The following is a 20,267-nucleotide window of genomic DNA, read 5'->3' on the forward strand; positions in this document are numbered from 1 at the left end:
CAGTTGTATTTTGATTTGGAAAGTGAATTTATCATATGTTTGAATGAACGCAAGACGCAACCGGACGGAGGTTTTCATGGGAAGACAACTCATCGACCTGGCCATCGCCATTGAATCGGGGCTGCCCAGCGATCCCGAGATGATGATTCCGCAAATCGACTACATCGATCACACCCAGGGGGCTGAACAAATGACCCAGTTCTTTCCGGGCCTCAAGAAAGAACAACTGCCCGATGGTCTGGGATGGGCCGTGGAGTCGATCCACCTGACCACCCACTCGGGCACCCACCTGGATGCACCGTTTCATTACCATCCCAGAATGGATGGGGGCGCCCCGGCCATGACCATCGATCAGGTGCCCCTGGAGTGGTGTTTCCAGGATGGCGTGTTGCTCGATTTCAGCCACAAAACGGATGGGGACCGCATCACCGCCGACGATGTAGCTACCCGATTGAAAGAGATCGACTACCGGCTCAAACCCCTGGACATCGTGCTGGTGCGAACCGGCGCCGACCGCTTCTGGGGCCGCCCCGAATATCTCGTCAAAGGTGCCGGTATGACCCGAGAGTCGACCCTCTATCTCTTGGAACGCGGCATCAAGGTGGTGGGAATCGATGCCTGGTCGTGGGACCGCCCCCTGCCTTTCCTGGCGCAGGAATTTCAATCCAAGGGTGATCCTTCGGTCATTTGGGAGGCCCATTTTGCCGGTATCGAGCGGGGTTACTGCCACATGGAAAAAATGGCCAACCTCGACCGGATCCCTGTCGCCCACGGTTTCAAGGTGGCCTGCTTCCCCGTCAAGATCAAAAACGCCTCGGCCGGCTGGACACGGCCGGTGGCCATCATCGAAACCTGACGGCACCGTTAAAGGCCCAATATCTGCGTTGCGCTCATCCCGTCGTCCTTGCGGCGTACGACAAGTACGCCTCAGGACACGGAATTTCGCGCGCCTTGATCTTGAACCTACTACGACGCCGTTTGGCAATGACTTGCTACGAAATCGTCAAACATCTGATGGATTTTGAAAAAGTCGTTGCCGGACAGTGTCTCAGGCCGCGGCAAAAAAGCGGTCGATCTGTTCGGCCGCGGTATCGATCTCGTCGGGGGCCAGCCAGTGCATCCCGTCCACTGCCTTGAACCAGGTCAGCTGACGTTTGGCATAGCGGCGATGGTCGCGTTTCAGGGTTCGCAACGCTTCATCCCAGGTCAACTCGCCCTGAATATAGGCGATCATGTGGCGGTATCCCAGCGATTGCATGGACTTGAGCTCCGGCCCGTATCCCGATGCGAGCAAACCGCGCACCTCTTCGAGCAACCCGGCTGCGATCATGGCGTCCACGCGTCCATCGATCCGGGCGTACAACTGCTCTCGCGGCAATGTCAGGCCGATGTAAGATCCCCTGTAGCGCGCTTTCCCAAAATGATGGGCTTCATGGAATTCGCTGATGGCGCGCCCCGTCGTCTCGACAACTTCCAGGGCTCGCAATATACGGTAGGTGTCGTTGGGATGGATGCGTGCCGCCGCCGAAGGATCTCGATCCTTTAGAGCGTCATACAGGGCCGGCGCGCCCTCGTCGGCCAACCGGGCCTGTAAGGTTTGCCGAACCCTGTCATCGACGGTGCGGCCTTTGAAAAGGCCATAGATCAATGCCTTGATGTACAACCCCGTGCCACCGACGACAAACGCAATCTTATTGTCCGCCAGAAGTTGCGTGACGATCGCATCGGCCCGTCGACCGTATGCTGCCGCGTCAAACGGTTCATCCGGAGCGATGATATCCACCATGTGGTGGGGTACGACCGCTTTTTCTTCGGCTGTTGGCTTGGCCGTGCCGATGTCCATCCGACGGTAGATCTGCATGGAGTCGGCCCCCACGATCTCTCCACCGAATCGTTTGGCCAGCTCGATGGCAAAAGCGGTTTTACCCACGCCGGTGGGGCCGCAAACGATCACGATTTTCGGTGGATCGGAAGTATTCACGGATTGGCAGGCACGTTCGCCGATGTCATCGCAGGTTCAATCGCCCATTTCAGACATAAAATCGTCATACATCGTTTCCAGCGACAACTTGTGTTTGGCCTCTTCCTGGCACAGCATCTTGAACACCTTTTTCTGTGCATCGGTTTGGGCGTTGGCCAACAGCTCGTTGTACAATTTCAGGGCATTCTCCTCCCGTTTCATGGCGAGCATCAACAATTCATTATAGCCCATGCCGGGATGGTAGGTGATCTCATCGACGTAGTCGCTACGCTTGATGTCGGTAATCCACTTGAACTTGTAGTCATCGAGTTTCTGGCCCACATTGCCGGCCTTGAGATCTTCGAGCAACGCCTGGTGCTTGCGCTCTTCGGCGGAGAACTCCAGCAGCATCTCCTTCTTACCGCTGAACTTCTCCTGCTCGCTGACCTCCATATAAAAATCAGCGGCCTCTTTTTCCTTTTCAATGGCAAAGTCGATGATATCGTCGAGATTTTTGAACGGCATACGGTTTCCTTTCTGGATTGTCTGCGGCACACCTCGTGAACCGGCCTGCCGGGTGACCAACAGGGTTGGTGTTCGGGCATTCAAACGGTTTCCCAGATAATAGCGTCAATTAGACAGACGTCAATATTATTTTGGCAGCTCTGATCAGGTGGTTGATCGATTTGAATTTAAGCGAAATTGAATGTATAGTTCGCTCATCTCACCGTATGCCATTGAGGAGAGGAAACCCGCCATGAAAATTGCCATCGTCGGCTGTGGCGATCGCAGCGTTCGCCTGATGAAAATATTCGATCAGTATGCCTTTCAAGAGATCCACCCGCTGGTCGTCGCGGTGGTCGACATCGCCCCGGATGCACCAGGGGTTCAAATCGCCCTGCAAAAGGGCATCCCGGTTTTTGCCGACTATCAAGAGCTCCTGCCGCGCACCGATATCGATTTGATCATCGAACTGACCGGCAAGGACGACATCTTCAATGACCTGCTGCGTCGCAAAAGCAAAAGTGTCCGCATCATCTCTTCCCAGACGGTCAAGCTGTTCTGGGAACTCTCCTATGCTTCCCGATTGCAGGAACAGACCAGCCGGGAGCTCAACGAGACCCGGGCCAAATGCAAGATGATCATGGATGAGCTCATCCAGGAAGAGGTGATGATCATCGACCAGGATTACACCATCGCCGACATCAACAAGCATCTGTTGAACAAGCTCGGCCTGAAGAAGGAGGAGGTTATCGGCCGCCGCTGCTTCGAAATCACCCACCACCGCGACACCCCCTGCTCGGGCGAAAATCATCCCTGTCCCCTGATCGAGACCCTGCAAAGCGCCATGCCTTCCCAGACCACCCACATCCATTTGGATCGATACAACCGCGAAATTTATTACTCGATCAGCACCTACCCGATCATCGAAAGAGGCGACGTGACCGGTGCCATCGAAATCGCAAGGGACATCACCCGGGAGATCAATGTCCAGAAAACCCTGATGCAGCAGGAAAAGATGGCCTCCATTGGAAGACTTTCGGCCGGTGTGGCCCACGAAATCAACAACCCGCTGACCACCATCCTCACCTCGGCCATGCTCGTCCAGGAGGAGCTGGGGCAGGATGATCCCAACTACGAAGAGCTTCAAATCATTGCCAACGAAACCCTGCGCTGCCGTAAAATCGTGAGCAGTCTGCTCGATTTTGCCCGCCAGAACAAACCCCAAAAAAAGATGGTCAACTTGAACGAGATCATCACCGAAAGCGTGCTGCTGACCCACAAGCAGGCGGCTTTCAAGGATATCACGGTCCAATCCCGCCTGGCGCCGCAAGTTCCCGATCAGATGCTCGACAAGGGGCAGATCGAACAGGCCTTGATCAACCTGATCCTCAATGCCGTTGAAGCGACACCGGAAGGGGGCACCGTCAGCATCAGCACCGACCTGATGCCGGGCGGTAATGCCATCCATGTTGCCGTTGCGGACACAGGTTCCGGGATCGAAAAGGATTATCTGGACAAAATTTTCGAACCTTTTTTCACCACTAAGGAGTCGGGTACCGGCCTGGGGTTATCCATCACTCACGGCATCCTCGAACAGCACGGCGGGACCATCTCGGTGGAAAGCACCGTCGGGCAGGGGACCTGTTTCAATATCCATTTGCCGATAGCCAAAGGACAGGCGGATGACACAAAGCACACGCGTTCTGGTGGTGGACGATGAGCCCCAAATATGCCATAACTGCCTTAAAATACTAACCAAAGACAAATATCACGTCCAATGTGCCTATAATGGGCAGGATGCCTTGGCCCTGTTTTCCGAAGCCCCATACGACGTGGTGGTCACCGATTTAAAAATGAACCGTCTGGGCGGTATGGAGCTGCTGCGCCGCGTCAAAAGCATGGCACCGGACACCATGGTGATCGTCATCACCGGCTACTCCACCGTCTCCTCGGCCGTGGAGGTGATGAAACTCGGGGCCTTCGATTATCTGCCCAAACCCTTCACACCCGATGAACTGCGCTCCATGGTGGCCCAGGCCGTCAAAGCGCGCCGGGTGAGGATGGAAAACCGCGACCTGGTGGCGCAGCCGCAACGCCCACAGAAAACCATCCATCAACTGGTCGGCAACAGCCCGAAGATCAGAAAAGTGGTGGAGATGGTCGCCAAGGTGGCTCCCACCGATGCCACTGTTCTAATCTATGGTGCCAGTGGCACGGGAAAGGAGCTCGTGGCACGCGCGGTGCACGCCAACAGCCGACGCGCCGACCGGGTATTTTTTGCCGTGGACTGCGGCACCTTATCAGGCAACCTGCTGGAAAGCGAGCTTTTCGGCCACGCCAAAGGAGCCTTCACGGGTGCCCACAAAGAGAAGGAGGGCATTTTCAAACGGGCGGACGGCGGCACGGTTTTCCTGGATGAAATCGGCAACATCGATCTGGAGGTGCAGGGGAAGTTGCTGCGTTTTCTGGAGAGCCGCGAGTTTATTCCCGTGGGCCACACCACGCCGCAGCGCGTCGATATCCGGTTGATCCTGGCCACCAACCAGAACCTGGAGGAGATGGTGCAAAGCGGGCGGTTCCGCCACGATTTTTACTACCGTATATTCGTATATCCCATCTATCTGCCGCTGCTCAAAGAACGCACCGAAGACATATTGCCCATCGCCTACCACTTCATCGGCCAATTCGCCGCCAAGGTGGGCAAAACGGTCCGTGGACTTGCCGACGACGCCCTCAAGCATCTGATCGGCCACGAGTGGCCGGGGAATGTGCGCCAGCTTCGCAATGTGATCGAACGGGCCGTGATCCATTGCGAATCCGAGCTTATTCAACTCAAGGATCTCACCTTCGGAGATCCTCAGGATGAGTTGAGCCTGCTGCTGGAAAATGTTCCGGAAGATAATGAGGCCTTGAAAAGGATGAAAAAGGAGATTCGCGAAAAAGCCATCCGCAAAGTCGAAAAGAATTTCATCCTGCAGGCCTTGAACCGATCCGATTGGAACGTCACCCAAGCCGCACGCCAGGTCGGGCTGAAACGCACCAATTTCCAGACCTTGATGCGCAAGTACGGCATCCGCAAAAGAGGTCTTGCCTGAACCTTCCATCTCTTAAAAGCCATATTCCATACACTGCCTATTTTTTTTATACATCATTGACCCTTAACCTCCGAAAATTCCTGATAATGTATTTTTAAATATTATATCAATATATTAAAACAAACGTCGCCTCTCGCAGACGCGACAACGACCCGCCTGAAATTTTTATACGATCTCCTCGAAAGGCCGAGCCACATTCTAAATTTAAACCTTTAAATCAATAGGTTGTATCGAAATCCGCCCCCCTGGCACGACCGATGCAGAACACATAGCAAATCCATTCGCAAATTCCTGCATCATGCGAACACCATAACGAGGAGGACATCATGGAAAAACAGGTCAATATCATGGTCGTGGACGACGAAGCCGGTATCTGCCGGAATGTGGAAAAAATCCTGTCCAAAGGCAGCTATCGGGTAACCTCGGCCACCAGCGGCGACGAAGCCCTGCAAAAAATGGCTGAAGGATCATTCGACCTGGTCATCTCCGACATTTTGATGCCGGAAATGAACGGCCTCGAATTTTTAAAATCCCTCAAGGCCAGGTGGCCTGAAACAAAGGCCATCATGATGACCGCCTATGCTTCCACCGATACGGCCGTAAAGGCTATCCGCCTTGGGGCACTGGACTACATCCCCAAGCCTTTTACGCCGGACGAACTGCGCGCCATGGTCGAGGAGGCTATCCAGGGCAAACTGGTCGAGGCCCAGGTGAGCCCCAAGGAGAAGGCGTCGATCAACGTGATCGACGTGGACATTCCCTTCGATGCGGACGAGGTGGCCAAATATACCGGAGAACAGTATGCCCGCAGCGTAGGGCGTTCAGACATTCCCACCGTGGAAGTCAAACTGCCCAGCGCCGCCGAAGGTTTTTGCGAAGTGGGGGCCATGGTCTGCGACATCTTCAAGAAATTGGGTGCCACCTGCAAGGCCGGCACCAAAACCAAGGAGTGCCCACAACTTATGGCCGGCAAGAAAAAGAGCGCCTCGAAGAAGGATGCCGCACCGAGCGTCAAAACCCTGGTGGGTATCGATCACCCCTTCAACTACGAGGAAGTTCGCGCGGTGACGGGCCCCGAATACTTGAATTATCTGCGCCACGACGGCGTGGTGCAACCCACCTACGAGGAACTGAAGGCCAATGTGGCCCGCATGGACCAGAAGCGACGCATCGATGTGGATGTGCCCTTCGACTACGAGGAGGTGGCCCGCAGCACCGGTGAAGTATATGCCCGCCATGTCGGCCGGTCCGACGTCCCGGTGGTGGAAGTGGTCGTCGACAAAGAGCTGGAAGGATTCTGCGAGGTCGGCGACATGGTCTGCGACATTTTCAAAAAGCTTGGCGCCACGTGTAAGGCCGGCACCAAAAAGGGTGCCTGCCCCCAGAAAAGTGCCAAACAGCCCAAGAAAGCCGCACAATCCAAAACAGCCGATACACGCCGCCTGATTGCCCCGGACATGCCCTTCGACTATCAAGAGGTGGCGGCGATGACCGGTCCGGAATACATAGACCACTTGGTTTATGACGGTATCGTGCAGATGCCCTACGCGCAACTCAAAGCCAACTACCAAAGGATCCTCGAGTCCGAAGGGTCGGCCGCTCAAACGGCGACGGCTCCCATGGAGAGGGTGCTGGTGGTGGATGACGAGGTGGCGGTCAACAACAACATCCGCAAGATCCTGAGCAGACGCAATTACACCGTCGAGCAGGCCACCACCAAAGAGGAAGCACTGGCTAAGTTTGCGCAAGGTTCATATTCACTGGTCCTGCTCGACCTGAGGATTCCCGGCGTACAGGGTCTGGAACTGCTCGCGGCTGTGCGCAAAGCCCAGCCCCAGGCCAGGGTGGTGATCATCACCGGCTATGCAAGCATTGAAACGGCCAAGGAAGCCGCGCGCATGGGAGCCGTGGACTACGTACCCAAACCGTTCACCCCCAAAGAGATCCGCACAGCAGCCGAAGAAGCGCTGAAAATCGCCGCCTGATTCGACGCTACGGCGGTAGTCTGAGCACATGATCGGAAGGGGCTGCTCCAAACAGCCCCTTTTTCTTTGGGAGGCGGCCCTTATTTTGAACAATGTTTCATAATAAGAGCCGCCTCCATCACTCGGTTCACAACGCGGGATTTCCATGGCGGCCCAGGTCCAAGACGGCGAGCCCATGCTCTTGCGCTGACCCCCAGCATGATGCTTTAAAAAGGGCCGATGGGGAAGAAGATTGATATTTATAAGCTCAAGATCATATGCACGATAGGCGGTGCCGAACGGCAACTCGGTCGGCGAGGCTACAGGCGCCCATCAGCGCTGGAATACATATCGATCCGCCATTCTCGGCCCCGCTCATCGCATTGTATCCGACTCAATGCGCATCCGTCCGTAAGAGTCTGATCTCGCATCCAAATCGATTCAGGGACATGCATTGTCAGGGTCGAATCCAACGGTCGAATTTTATTGACAAGCCCATATTCAACATATAGATGAAAACGAGCGTACGCTCAGCACATAGCAATGCGCATCATCCGGCCGCTCGAAGGCTATCGCTTCATGATGATTTGGAATTTGAATCTCGTAACGTATCGTGATAGGAAATTCAATGGACAACGGGTTTGATGCTCGATCACTTAGCGCAACGCATTGTGTCAATTCCGCAAACCGCTGGATTCGATCCAAGGCAGCCAACGGGATCGAATCCAGCGGTTCTTGTGTGCAACATATCAAGGAAGGAAAAACCAATGGCAAATAGTGTTAACGGCTCCGTTCTGGTTGTCGGTGGCGGTATTTCCGGGATGCAGGCCGCTTTGGACCTGGCCAATTCAGGCTATTACGTCTACCTGCTCGAAAAATCCCCTGCAATTGGTGGGGTCATGTCCCAATTGGACAAGACCTTCCCCACCAATGACTGCGCGATGTGAATTATCTCGCCCGTACTGGTCGAGGTCGGCCGGCATCTAAATATCGAACTAATTACCTATGCGGATTTGGAAGAAGTTCAAGGCAAACCAGGCAACTTCAAGGTCAAAGTGCGTAAACGCGCCCGCAGCATCGACCTGGATTTATGCACCGGCTGCGGTGCTTGTGTCGAAAACTGCCCGGTGGTCCAAACCACCGGCGCCTGACACCAGGTTGCAGCATGGCGGTTTCCGAAACGATCACCGCCGTTAACCTTTAATTTATTGCCAAATTTTTGCGATTTCGGGAGAAAAGCAGATGAGCGAAGCCGCTGCGACCCTTAGTGGTCCTGTCGAAGAGATCGACATTCGCGAACTCGATGACATCATTGAAAACCAGTTCGGCAACGACAAAGAAAACCTGATCATGATTCTGCAGGCCATTCAGCGGCGATACAATTATCTGCCGCGGCCGGCACTCACCTACCTGGCGCCTAAAATCGGCGTGCCCTTCAGCAAAATTTACGGCGTGGCCACCTTTTATGCCACCTTCAGCCTCGAGCCGCGCGGACGCAACATCATTTCGATCTGCCTGGGTACGGCCTGCCACGTCCGTGGCGGCGAACGCATTCGCGAACGCATCACCGATTCGCTCAAAATCAAGGACGGTGAGACGACACCGGACGGCCGTTTTACGCTGGAATCCGTCCGTTGCATCGGCTGCTGCAGCCTTGGGCCGGTGATCAAGATCAACGAAGACATGCATGGACGCATCGGCACGGATGAAGTCGAAAAGGTTCTGAATGAATACGAATAACGGCATTAGCGAGGCATCAACCATGAAAATCGCGTCTGCGAAAGATCTGGAAAAAATTAGAAAAGCATACGCCCCGAGCCTTTACCACCCTGAAGGAATCAAGATCAATGTGGGCATGGCTTCGTGCGGCATCGCCGCCGGGGCCGTGGATGCTTTTGAAAAGGCATCCGAGGCCTTTAAAGATGATGACCATATCACCGTCTGCCAAACCGGTTGCATCGGTTTCTGTGAAGTCGAGCCTCTCGTGGAAATTTTGGCGGACGGCCGACCACGCGTGATATACAAAAACATCACGGCGGATAAAATTATCGAAGCCGTCGAGGACTACCAGAACGGCGCATCCAAAAAGAAATGGATTCTCGGTCAGATGCGCGATCCACGCTGCGTCCTGGAAGACGATCTCGACAATCCCATCGACAAAATCGAACCCATCGAAGGCATCCCCTTTCTGGAGGATGTGCCTTTTTACAAAAACCAGGTCAAGGTGGCCTTGCGCAACTGCGGCTACATCGATCCGGACGAGATCGACGCCTACATCGCCAAGAAAGGCTACCTGGCTTTTATCGACGCCTTGAACCATCAGGAGCCCAAGAAAATCATCGAGACCATCAAGGACTCCGGGTTGCGCGGACGCGGCGGCGGCGGTTTCCCCACCGGCATCAAGTGGGCCACGGCCGCCAAGCACCATGGCGAACGCTATATCATCTGCAATGCCGACGAGGGCGATCCCGGCGCATACATGGACCGTAGCATCCTTGAAGGCGATCCGCATAGCGTCTTGGAAGGCATGCTCATCGCGGGCTACGCTATTGGCTCGCGGCAAGGTTACATCTACGTACGAAACGAGTATCCACTGGCCGTCAAGCGTCTGCTGGCCGCCATCAAGCAGGCCGAAGCGTACGGGCTCTTAGGAGACAACATCGCCGGCAGCGATTTTTCTTTCCACATCAAAATCTCCACCGGCGCCGGTGCCTTCGTATGTGGCGAATCCACTGCCTTGATGGCCTCGCTGGAAGGCAAGGTGGGGCGCCCACGCGCTAAATATGTGCACACGGTCGAAAAAGGATTCCGTGAAAGCCCTACCAACTTGAACAACGTGGAGACTTACGCCAACGTACCGGCCATCGTTCTTAAAGGAGCGGACTGGTATGCCGGCATGGGAACAGAACACAGCAAAGGCACCAAGGTGTTCTCGCTGGTGGGCAAAATACAGAACACCGGCCTGGTGGAAGTTCCCATGGGCGTTTCGCTCAAGCAGATCGTGTTCGACATCGGCGGCGGCGTTCCCAAGAAAAAGAAATTCAAAGCCGTGCAAACCGGCGGACCGTCGGGTGGATGCATCCCCGAACGTTTCCTAGACCTGCCGGTAGACTACCAGAAGCTGGCCGAGGTGGGTTCCATCATGGGGTCCGGTGGTATGATCGTCATGGATCAGGACACCTGCATGGTGGACGTGGCCCGCTACTTCCTCGACTTTCTCAAGGAGGAGTCTTGCGGCCAGTGCAACCCTTGCCGTGAAGGCATCAAACAGATGCTCGACATCCTGACCGACATCTGCCAGGGCAACGGTAAAGATGGCGATATCGAACTGCTCGAAGAGTTGGGCGCCATGGTCCAAAAGTTTTCACTGTGTGGTCTGGGCACTTCGGCACCCAACCCGGTCCTGACCACCATCTTGTACTTCCGTGACGAATACGAACAGCATATTCGCGATAAGAAGTGCCGCGCCGGTGTATGCAAGGAGTTGTTTCACTATGAAATCGATGCCGAGGCCTGTACCGGTTGCCAGGTATGCTTCCGTAAATGCCCTCAACATGCGGTCTCGGGGGAAAAGAAAAAACCCCACAGTATCGATCAGACCAAATGCATCAAGTGCGGTATTTGTTACGAAGGATGCAAATTCGACGCGATTAAAATCTGCTAAAAACATACAGAGGAAAGTCCATTATGATTACCTTCAAGATCAACGGCCAGACGGTTCAGGGAGAAGAGGGCCAATACGTACTGCAAGTGGCCCAGAAGTACGGCATTGAAATCCCCACCCTGTGCCATCATAAGGCTCTGGAACCGGCTGGCATGTGCCGGCTTTGCACCGTGGAGATGTTCGACGGCCGGCGCTCCAGATTCGTGACGGCCTGCAACTACCCCATATGGGAAGGCATGGAGATCAACACCGACACGGATTCGGTGCACCAGGGGCGCAAATTGATCGTGGAGTTGCTCATGGCCCGATGCCCGGAGGTCCCCATCCTTCAAAAGCTGGGCAAAAAATATGGGATCGAGAAATCCCGTTTCAAGGCGGAAGACGACACATGCATCTTGTGCGGCTTGTGCGTTCGCATGTGCGAACGGATGGGCAACAGCGCTATCGAACTCACCGGACGCGGCGTCGAGATGAAAGTCGATACCCCCTTTCACACCCAGACCGATGTGTGTCTGGCCTGCGGGGCCTGTGCATCGGTCTGCCCGACCGGACACATTACGCTGGACAAAATCCGTGACGAAATCACGAAAAAGAAAAATGTCCATAAAATTCCCTCAGAATATGACATGGGGCTGAAAGGCCGCAAGCCGGTCTACGTACCCTATGCCCAGGCCGTGCCCAATACGCCAGCCATCGATCGCGACGTGTGCGTGCACTTTAAAACCGGCGGTTGCCAGGTGTGCACCGAGTTTTGCGGGGTTAACGCCATCAACCACAAAATGGAAGATGAAATCGTCGAATTGGAAGTGGGCTCGATTATCCTGGCGCCCGGCTTTCAGCCTTTCGATCCCTCCAAGTTTGACTCCTACGGCTATGCCAACCACCCCAACGTCATCACCTCCATGGAGATGGAGCGGCTGCTCTCCGCATCGGGGCCCACGGGCGGCCATCTCGTGCGACTCTCCGATCACAAGGAGCCCAAAAAGATCGCATGGTTCCAGTGCGTCGGCTCCCGTGACCTGAACCGCTGCGACAACAGTTACTGTTCGTCGGTCTGCTGCATGTATGCCATCAAGGAGGCCGTCATCGCCAAAGAGCACGCCGGTGCCGAACTCGACTGCGCCATCTTCTATATGGATATGCGCACCCACGGTAAGGATTTCGAACGATTTTACAACAATGCCAAAGACAAGGGCGTGCGCTTCCTGCGCAGCCGGGTGCACACCATCGATCCGGTGCGGGGCAGCGACGAGCTGTCGGTGCGCTACGTCAACGACGATGGCAGCCTGCAGGAGGAGCAGTTCGACATGATCGTGCTCTCCATCGGTCTGGAGACCTCCCCGGAAGTGGTGCGATTGGCCCAGAAACTGGGCATCGAACTGACCGAAGGCAATTTCTGCAAGACCGACACCTTCGAACCGGTGGCCACCAGCAAGCCGGGCATCTATGTATGTGGCGCCTTCCAAGGCCCAAAAGACATTCCCCAGTCAGTGGTCGATTCCAGCGCCGCCGCTGCTGCGGTGGGCGAAATTCTGGCGACGGGGCGCAACACGGCCACAAAGAAGCCCGAAGTGATCCCCGAGGTCAATGTTCAGGGCGAACGGCCGCGCATCGGTGTCTTTGTCTGCCGCTGCGGCATCAACATCGCCGGCGTGGTGGACGTTCCCTCGGTGGCCGAATATGCCGCCACCCTCCCCTATGTCGAATATGCCACCGACAATCTTTACTCCTGCGCCCAGGACACCCAGGACAGGATGACCCAGATCATCAAGCAGAAAAATCTCAACCGCGTCGTGGTGGCTGCCTGCACGCCCAAAACTCATGAGCCGCTGTTCCAGGAGACCTTGATCAATGCGGGGCTGAACAAATATCTTTTCGAGATGGCCAATATCCGCAACCACGACTCCTGGGTGCACAAGAACAATCCCGACTTGGCCACCCGGAAGGCCAAGGACCTGGTGCGTATGGCCGTCAACAAGGTAGGCCTCATGCAGCCCCTCCAGGAGGCAGAACTGGAGGTCAACCAGGCTGCTCTGGTCATCGGCGGCGGCATTTCAGGCATGACCGCGGCCCGCAGCCTCGCGCGCCAGGGATATGAAACCCACATCATCGAACGCGGAGAACGTTTGGGCGGCCAGGCCCACAATTTGTACAAAACCATCAGCGGCGATCTGGTGGCTGATAAATTGGCTGAACTCGTCGCCGAGGTTGAGCAGAACAAAAATATCAATGTCCATCTGAACAGCGAACTGACCGCTTTGGACGGTTTTGTGGGCAACTTCAAATCGACCGTGAGCTCCAACGGCAGCCAGAAGGAGATTGTGCACGGCGTGGCCGTGATCGCCACCGGCGGCGCACCGCTGCAGACCGAAGAGTACTGCTATGGTCAAGATCCCCGCATCATGACCAGCCTGGAACTGGACCAACGTATGAAAGCCGATGACCCGGCTTTGGCCGCGGCCAATGCGGCGGTTTTTATTCAATGCGTCGGTTCGCGCGAACCCCAGCGGCCTTACTGTTCTCGGGTATGCTGCACCCATTCTATCGACAACGCTTTGGAGTTAAAAAAGCGCAACCCGGATATGAACATCTATATCCTCTATCGGGACATCCGCACCTATGGAGAGCGTGAATACCTGTACAAAGAGGCACGCGAAAAAGGCATTATCTTCATCCGCTACGAGCTGGAAAACAAGCCCCAGGTCGCAGTGGCCGAAGGTCGCATCCGGGTGACGGTCATCGACCATGTACTCGGTCTGCCGGTCACCATCGAGCCCGACCTGCTCTCTCTGGCAACAGCCGTCGTGCCCAACCGGGACGACAAACTCGCCCAGTTCTTCAAGGTGCCGCTCAACGACGACGGATTTTTCGTCGAAAAGCATGCCAAACTGGGCCCCTCGGAGTTTGCCACAGACGGTGTCTTCCTCTGCGGTTTGGCCCACTACCCCAAACCCATCGACGAAGCCGTCGTGCAAGGGCGCGCCGCCGCCAGCCGGGCGGTCACCCTGTTGGCCCGCGAAAAGATCAAGACCAGCGGCCAGGTGGCCCAGGTCGATCCCATGATGTGCAGCAGTTGCGGCGTCTGTGTCTCGATCTGCCCCTATTCGGCGCCCTCTTTCATCCCCGCCGATGCCCGGATGCACGCCGGCAAGGCCCAGATCAATGCTGTGCTGTGCAAGGGGTGCGGCCTGTGCGTGGCCTCGTGCCGATCGGGTGCCATCCATTTGAAAGGATTCGACAATGACCAGATCTTTGCCCAAATTTCTGCGGTGAGCTGGGAATAACTGCGAAAAAGGCATAGCATGCCATGACCCATATTCAACCTACCAAAACGGAGCCGACATAATGAGTGAATGGGAACCTAAAATCGTCAGCTTTCTATGCAACTGGTGCAGCTATGGCGCCGCCGACCTGGCCGGTGTCAGCCGTATGGAGTATCCGCCCAACATCCGGGTGGTACGCATTCCGTGTACAGGGCGAATGAGCCCAAAATTTGCCCTGGCCGCCCTTCGCGAAGGCGCCGATGCGGTGTGGGTGTCCGGGTGACATCCGGGCGAATGCCATTACCTGGAAGGTAATTACTACGCACGACGTAAATTTATGTTGATGAAAAAACTGCTCGAATACATGGGTATCGAATCGGACCGTCTTCACTTCTCCTGGATTTCTTCCGCCGAATCCACCAAATTCGTGAAGGTCGTCGGTGAGGTCACGGCCAAGGTCAAAGCCCTTGGCCCAAACAAACGATTCGTGAAAAAGGAAGCCAAGGTAGCCTAAGATGTCAACTTACACTGAAAAGATCAGGGAAATCGCCCAACGGCTGCTCAAAGAGTGCCGGGTTGAGATGGTTATCGGGTTCCGAAAGGGTTCCGTTCCTATGATGAACGAACCGTGTTTCGTACGCAAACCCGAGGAGGTCGATGCGCTGATGTGGGACAGCAACTGCGGCATCAACCTGGCCAACTACCTCACCAATCGGAAGGAAAAGATCGGCATCGTCGCCAAGGGGTGTGATTCACGCAATATCGTGACCCATATCCTTGAAAATAAAATCAAACGCGAACAGCTCGTCATCATCGGTGTGCCGTGTCAGGGCATGATCGACAAACGCAAGATCGCCGCCATGGCCCAGGGCGAAGTTCTCGAAGTCACCGAAAGCGACGGTCAGGTGCATGTCAAAACCGCCGCCGGCAGCCAGACATTCGATAAGAAAGACGTGCTTCAGCAGAATTGCAGCGTCTGTGTCCACCGCAACCCGGTCATTTCCGATGAGATGGTGGCCGATCCGGTGGAAGAGCAAAAAGATGTGGACCCATACGCCGACGTGGCTTCCCTGGAAGCCATGACCACCGATGAGCGCTGGGCCTTCTTTGACGATTTGCTGGCACCCTGCATCCGTTGTTATGCGTGCCGCAACGCATGCCCGCTGTGCTACTGCCCGACCTGCTTCGTGGATGAAGCCAAACCGCAGTGGGTGGGCAAGAGCCAGGACCCCATCGATGTCCGCACCTTTCATCTTCTGCGTGCCTACCACTGTGCGGGACGCTGCACCGATTGCGGTGCCTGTGAAAGAGCCTGTCCGATGGGCATCAACATGCGCCTGTTGACCAAGAAGCTCAACAAGGACTGCCTGGATCTCTATGGTTGGGAAGCCGGGCTCTCCCTGGATTCACGGCCGGCGCTCGATGTCTACAAGCCCAACGACACCAACGATTCTATTCTCTAATCAGACTAAAAGGCAAATTATGAAGGTCATTAAAATCGAAAAAAGCCAATGGTCACCGGGCCTGGAAAAATTGAAGGGGGCGTTCAGACTGATCGGGCCGGTCAAGGAAAAGACGTGGCATAACTTCCAGGAATTGGCCGCCGGACAGATGCCCGACCTGGCCTTTCAGAACACGCGGCTCTCGCCAAAAAGCCTGGTTTTTCCCCAATCCGAGATCATGCTCGACTACTCCCTCGACAAAAAGGACCCGGATTGCAACATCACCAAGATGGCCGAGAAAGATTATTCTCCCAGGGCGGTCATCGGCATTCGCCCATGCGACGCCAAAGCTCTGGTCCTGGTGAAGATGAACTTCGATACGGATGAGTACCAGGATCCTTACTGGCTGAATCTCTATGACGCCACCACCTTCGTGGGACTGGCATGCGATACGCCCTGCAGCACCTGTTTTTGCACCAGCACCGGCTGCGGCCCCTACCATGAGGAAGGGCTGGACGTACTGCTGGCCGAGCGGGAGGATCATTTCGTCGCCAAGGTGTTGACCGATAAAGGTGCACGGCTGATGGAAAGCGCCGGCTGGTCGACCGTTCTGCCCGATGCGGCTGCCATGGACCAGGCAAAGAGCGCCGCCGAAGAAAAGATCGTCTCCAAAATCGAAACCGGCAATCTGGCGGCTGCCGACACCATGGCCCTGCACGGTGCCGATTTCTGGGAAGATATCTCCTTCGCCTGTATCAATTGCGGTACCTGTACCTTCTCTTGCCCCACCTGCTGGTGTTTCGACATCCAGGATGAAACCTATGGCAAGAAAGGGGTGCGCATGCGCAACTGGGACAGCTGCATGTTTCCCATCTTCTCCGTACACACCACCGGGCATAACCCCCGAGACACCAAATTGGCCCGATTGCGGCAGCGTTTCATGCACAAGCTCAAATATTTCGTGGATAAATATGACAAAGGCATCATGTGTGTGGGTTGCGGACGTTGCGTCCGGCAGTGTCCGGTCAATATCGATATCCGCACCATCAGCAAATTGATGAACAATCTGGCATCCGAAGCCAAGTGCGCAGTTCAAGGGAGCTGACGTGCCGGTGGTCATCCAGCAGCGCCCCGAACGCACCCGATCGAGGGAGGAATTCGTGCAAAATCCATATCTGCCATATCCGGTCCGTATCGACGACATTACCGTCGAGAGCGAAGATCGCAATTTAAAAACCTTTAAATTCGTGTTCCTCAACCCGGACGATGAAGCCAAATTCGCATACAGAGCCGGTCAGTTTGCCGAATTGTCCATCGCCGGAGTGGGCGAAATCCCCATCGGCATCGCCTCTTCCCCGGTGGAAAAAGGGTTCATCAAGTTTACCGTGAACAAGGCCGGGGTCGTGACCTCTCGTCTCCACAATATGCAGGTGGGCGACATCATGGGTGTGCGCGGCCCGCTGGGCAACTGGTACCCCTGGGACCTGCTCGAAGGCAAGAACGTGCTGATCGTCGGCGGCGGATTCGCCTTCACCACCTTGCGATCTTCGATCATTTACATGCTCGACCCGGCCAATCGGAAGAAGTTTAACGACATCAGCGTGGTTTACGGCGCCCGCTCTCCAGGTATGCTCCTTTATAAAAACGAGCTGATCGAGTGGGAAAAGCGCGATGATATCAACATGCACATCACCGTGGACGGCACGAAAGATCCGGACTGGAAATACAATGTCGGCTTTGTGCCGCCGATCACAGAACAGAAGGCCCCCCCGGGTGATGAAAACTCTTACGCCATCGTTTGCGGCCCCCCCATCATGATCAAATTTACACAGCCGGTCCTTGAAAAACTGGGCTACGACCATGACCACATCATCCTTTCTCTGGAAAACCGGATGAAGTGCGGTATCGGTATGTGCGGCCGCTGCGGTATCGGTCGCGAATTGGTCTGCAAGGACGGCCCGGTATTCACCCTGGCTCAGGTGAACCGGACACCGAGAGAATATTGATCCGTTTGGAACAGATAAGCGCCAATCGCGTGTTTTCGTATTGACAACAAACAGGTGATTCGTTATTAGGGTTAACTTCACAGTTTCGGATTAGCAAAGGCTGACTAGCCAAGGACCATAAAATATTGGCAAAGGAGGAGTTTAAATGCCGACAGTTGAATTTAGTGGAAAAACTTTTAACGTAGACGAAGATGGTTTCATCGATGATTACAAAAACTGGAGTGAAGAGTGGGTCCAGTATGTAAAGCAGCAGGAAGGCATCGATGAGCTGAACGATGAACACAAAAAGGTGATCGAGGTGCTCCGCGAGTACTATGAAAAGAATGGTATCGCCCCGATGGTTCGCGTTCTTTCCAAAGTCACCGGGTTCAAACTGAAACACATTTATGAACTCTTTCCTTCCGGACCGGGCAAGGGAGCCTGTAAAATGGCAGGTCTGCCCAAACCGACCGGTTGCGTCTAATCCGATTCGGCATCAGTTCACTCGAAGGCCCTGCAGTGCAGGGCCTTTTTTATTTGAGAAGTGATCCGGAAAAATGATAGCAAGAATTGAGATGTCGCCTGCCGACAAGGGTTCTAAATGAATGCTGTTCATTAAACCCGGGAGCGCAGCCATGCAACTGAGCATAAAAACGCATAGCCAGACGGAAATGATCGACATCACCGGTGAAGTCCAGCGCCTGATCGACGCATCCGGCGTTCGGGAAGGGATTTGCATGGTTTACGTGCCGCACACGACGGCGGCGGTCACCATCAACGAAAACGCGGATCCCAGTGTGCCGACGGATATGTTAATGGTACTCAACCAGATGGTGCCTTGGAAGGCGCCTTACCGACACCGGGAGGGCAATTCGCCGGCCCACGTCAAGAGCGCCCTGATCGGGTCCTCTGAACTCGTCCAGGTAGAAGGCGGCCGCTTGGTACTCGGCACGTGGCAAGGTATCTTCTTCTGTGAATTCGATGGGCCGCGCAGCCGAAAAGTCAATATCACATGGATGGCATCGACATTCACGTCGCCGTCCCAAAGCTGAGGTCAGCCCAATGAGCCTGGACGACACCGACAAGGCGATTCTCAACCGCATTCAGTCGGATTTTCCCATCGAAACTTGCCCGTTCGGCGTGATTGCCCGCGAATTGAACTTGAAGGAAAGCGAAGTCCTCCAACGGGTCCTGCAGCTCAAGCAAGCGGGCATCATTCGCCGCATCGGCGCCAATTTTGTACCCGGTAAGGTGGGGTTTGTCAGCACCCTGTGCGCGGCCCGGGTGCCTGATGACAAAATCGAGACCTTTTCCCGGGTGGTCAATCGTTATCCGGGTGTGACCCACAACTACCAACGGGACGATGAATTCAACGTGTGGTTTACGTTCATCGCCCGTTCCAGAGAAGAGATTGCCCAGAACCTCGAACGAATCGCCAAGGAGACCGGCGTGGAGACGATCCTGAACATGCCGGCGACCAAAGTGTTTAAAATTCGGGCCCAATTCGACTTGTGACATGAAAAATCTCCGCGTCGCCGCAGTGGTGTGCCGATCGCCGGTGGGAGAGATCGAATTCAATCTATCCCGAACCGCCTTCTGGGTTCGACAAGCCCAAAAAAACGGCGTGGCGCTCATCTGTTTTCCCGAATTGAACATCACGGGCTATGTGAACCATAGCGACATGTCAGCTTACGCCCAACCCCTCCCGGGAGATGTGAGCGAACGTCTGTCCGCGCTTGCCGCTCGGCACCGGATGATCATCCTGGCCGGAGTGGCCGAACGAAGTGCCACAGGCAAGGCATACGCCAGTCATGGCATCTTTTGGCCCGATGGCCGGACCGGCTACTACCGGAAACTCTATCTGGCGCCCAACGAGACGCCTTACTTCGTTCCAGGCAATGACATCCCCGTTTTCGATACCACCCACGCCATCCTCGGTATCCAACTGTGCTACGATGCGCATTTTCCCGAACTTTCAACCGCCATGACTGCCAAAGGCGCCGACATTCTCTTCATGCCCCATGCGTCACCCAGAGGAGACGCCGCCACCAAACATCGATCGTGGCTGCGCCACCTGACGGCCCGGGCCTATGACAACGGGGTCTTTGTGGTGGCCTGCAACCAACTTGGGGAAAACGACAGGGGACTCGTTTTTCCTGGCAACGCGGTGGCTATCAATCCGTCGGGTGAGGTCATCGCCAAACGCCTGGAAAGCACGGAAGGCATGCTGATAGTGGATCTCATGGCGGCTGAGATCGAAACGGTTCGGTCGCATCCCATGCGCTACTTTTTCCCCAACCGCCGGCCTGACCTCTACGGCCGATAAGACGCAAGAGTTCATTGCTTTCCATCAAAGGCGGCCAGCGTCCACCGGCATTCCGCGCCGCAGC

18 protein-coding genes are annotated in these 20,267 nt (G+C 55.3%); 16 read left to right on the forward strand and 2 right to left on the reverse strand.

Annotated features, from left to right (window positions below; all coding sequences use genetic code 11):
* Window positions 1-76 precede the first annotated feature (76 nt).
* Window positions 77-856, forward strand: a complete 780-nt coding sequence (locus DFT_RS17550) for a cyclase family protein (protein ID WP_054032572.1) — start codon at window positions 77-79, stop codon at window positions 854-856.
* 192 nt (window positions 857-1,048) lie between these two features.
* Here DFT_RS17550 and miaA read toward each other — a convergent pair whose 3' ends face one another.
* Together miaA and DFT_RS17560 are read right to left on the reverse strand one after the other, a co-directional pair.
* The gene (gene miaA, locus DFT_RS17555; protein WP_054032573.1) at window positions 1,049-1,981 is read right to left on the reverse strand and encodes a tRNA (adenosine(37)-N6)-dimethylallyltransferase MiaA; all 933 of its coding nucleotides are present in this window, start codon (window positions 1,979-1,981) and stop codon (window positions 1,049-1,051) included.
* A 36-nt stretch (window positions 1,982-2,017) separates the two neighbouring features.
* Window positions 2,018-2,485, reverse strand: coding sequence for a ferritin-like domain-containing protein (locus DFT_RS17560; protein ID WP_054032574.1), 468 nt, complete (start codon window positions 2,483-2,485; stop codon window positions 2,018-2,020).
* Between the two features lie 232 nt (window positions 2,486-2,717).
* On the opposite strand from DFT_RS17560, the gene DFT_RS17565 reads away from it, so the two are divergent.
* The 15 genes from DFT_RS17565 (at window position 2,718) to DFT_RS17640 (ending at window position 20,203) form a co-directional block, all read left to right on the forward strand.
* On the forward strand, window positions 2,718-4,184 hold the full coding sequence (locus DFT_RS17565) for an ATP-binding protein (protein ID WP_054032575.1): 1,467 nt from the start codon (window positions 2,718-2,720) through the stop codon (window positions 4,182-4,184).
* The gene (locus DFT_RS17570; protein ID WP_054032576.1) at window positions 4,147-5,559 is read left to right on the forward strand and encodes a sigma-54-dependent transcriptional regulator; all 1,413 of its coding nucleotides are present in this window, start codon (window positions 4,147-4,149) and stop codon (window positions 5,557-5,559) included. Before DFT_RS17565 ends, DFT_RS17570 begins: the two co-directional genes overlap by 38 nt.
* A 326-nt stretch (window positions 5,560-5,885) precedes the next feature.
* The gene (locus tag DFT_RS17575; protein WP_054032577.1) at window positions 5,886-7,544 is read left to right on the forward strand and encodes a response regulator; all 1,659 of its coding nucleotides are present in this window, start codon (window positions 5,886-5,888) and stop codon (window positions 7,542-7,544) included.
* A 746-nt stretch (window positions 7,545-8,290) separates the two neighbouring features.
* A complete protein-coding gene (locus tag DFT_RS25980; RefSeq protein WP_152972068.1) occupies window positions 8,291-8,674 on the forward strand; it encodes an FAD-dependent oxidoreductase in 384 nt (127 codons plus the stop codon).
* Between the two features lie 91 nt (window positions 8,675-8,765).
* Window positions 8,766-9,263 (forward strand): NADH-quinone oxidoreductase subunit NuoE, encoded by a 498-nt coding sequence (gene nuoE / locus DFT_RS17585; RefSeq protein ID WP_054032579.1) that lies wholly within the window; start codon window positions 8,766-8,768, stop codon window positions 9,261-9,263.
* Between the two features lie 22 nt (window positions 9,264-9,285).
* The gene (locus DFT_RS17590; protein ID WP_054032580.1) at window positions 9,286-11,187 is read left to right on the forward strand and encodes an NADH-ubiquinone oxidoreductase-F iron-sulfur binding region domain-containing protein; all 1,902 of its coding nucleotides are present in this window, start codon (window positions 9,286-9,288) and stop codon (window positions 11,185-11,187) included.
* Window positions 11,188-11,210: 23 nt separating this feature from the next.
* Window positions 11,211-14,471: an FAD-dependent oxidoreductase gene (locus DFT_RS17595; RefSeq protein ID WP_054032581.1), complete on the forward strand. Its 3,261-nt coding sequence runs from the start codon at window positions 11,211-11,213 to the stop codon at window positions 14,469-14,471.
* Between the two features lie 61 nt (window positions 14,472-14,532).
* The gene (locus DFT_RS25985; RefSeq protein WP_152972069.1) at window positions 14,533-14,964 is read left to right on the forward strand and encodes a hydrogenase iron-sulfur subunit; all 432 of its coding nucleotides are present in this window, start codon (window positions 14,533-14,535) and stop codon (window positions 14,962-14,964) included.
* Window position 14,965: 1 nt separating this feature from the next.
* Window positions 14,966-15,913, forward strand: a complete 948-nt coding sequence (locus DFT_RS17610) for a 4Fe-4S dicluster domain-containing protein (RefSeq protein WP_054032583.1) — start codon at window positions 14,966-14,968, stop codon at window positions 15,911-15,913.
* A 19-nt stretch (window positions 15,914-15,932) separates the two neighbouring features.
* Window positions 15,933-16,997: a 4Fe-4S dicluster domain-containing protein gene (locus DFT_RS17615; protein WP_054032584.1), complete on the forward strand. Its 1,065-nt coding sequence runs from the start codon at window positions 15,933-15,935 to the stop codon at window positions 16,995-16,997.
* A gap of 55 nt (window positions 16,998-17,052) precedes the next feature.
* Window positions 17,053-17,898: an FAD/NAD(P)-binding protein gene (locus tag DFT_RS17620; protein ID WP_054032632.1), complete on the forward strand. Its 846-nt coding sequence runs from the start codon at window positions 17,053-17,055 to the stop codon at window positions 17,896-17,898.
* Between the two features lie 145 nt (window positions 17,899-18,043).
* Window positions 18,044-18,361 (forward strand): TusE/DsrC/DsvC family sulfur relay protein, encoded by a 318-nt coding sequence (locus DFT_RS17625; protein ID WP_054032585.1) that lies wholly within the window; start codon window positions 18,044-18,046, stop codon window positions 18,359-18,361.
* Window positions 18,362-18,512: 151 nt separating this feature from the next.
* A complete protein-coding gene (locus DFT_RS17630; RefSeq protein WP_054032633.1) occupies window positions 18,513-18,929 on the forward strand; it encodes a secondary thiamine-phosphate synthase enzyme YjbQ in 417 nt (138 codons plus the stop codon).
* Window positions 18,930-18,939: 10 nt separating this feature from the next.
* Window positions 18,940-19,392 carry a siroheme decarboxylase subunit alpha gene (gene ahbA / locus DFT_RS17635; protein WP_054032586.1) on the forward strand — a complete coding sequence of 151 codons (453 nt, stop codon included), beginning with the start codon at window positions 18,940-18,942 and terminating at the stop codon, window positions 19,390-19,392.
* 1 nt (window position 19,393) lies between these two features.
* Window positions 19,394-20,203 (forward strand): nitrilase-related carbon-nitrogen hydrolase, encoded by an 810-nt coding sequence (locus DFT_RS17640; RefSeq protein WP_054032587.1) that lies wholly within the window; start codon window positions 19,394-19,396, stop codon window positions 20,201-20,203.
* The last annotated feature ends 64 nt before the right edge of the window (window positions 20,204-20,267 follow it).

This window comes from Desulfatitalea tepidiphila, assembly GCF_001293685.1.
GTDB classification, from domain to species: Bacteria; Desulfobacterota; Desulfobacteria; order Desulfobacterales; family Desulfosarcinaceae; genus Desulfatitalea; species Desulfatitalea tepidiphila.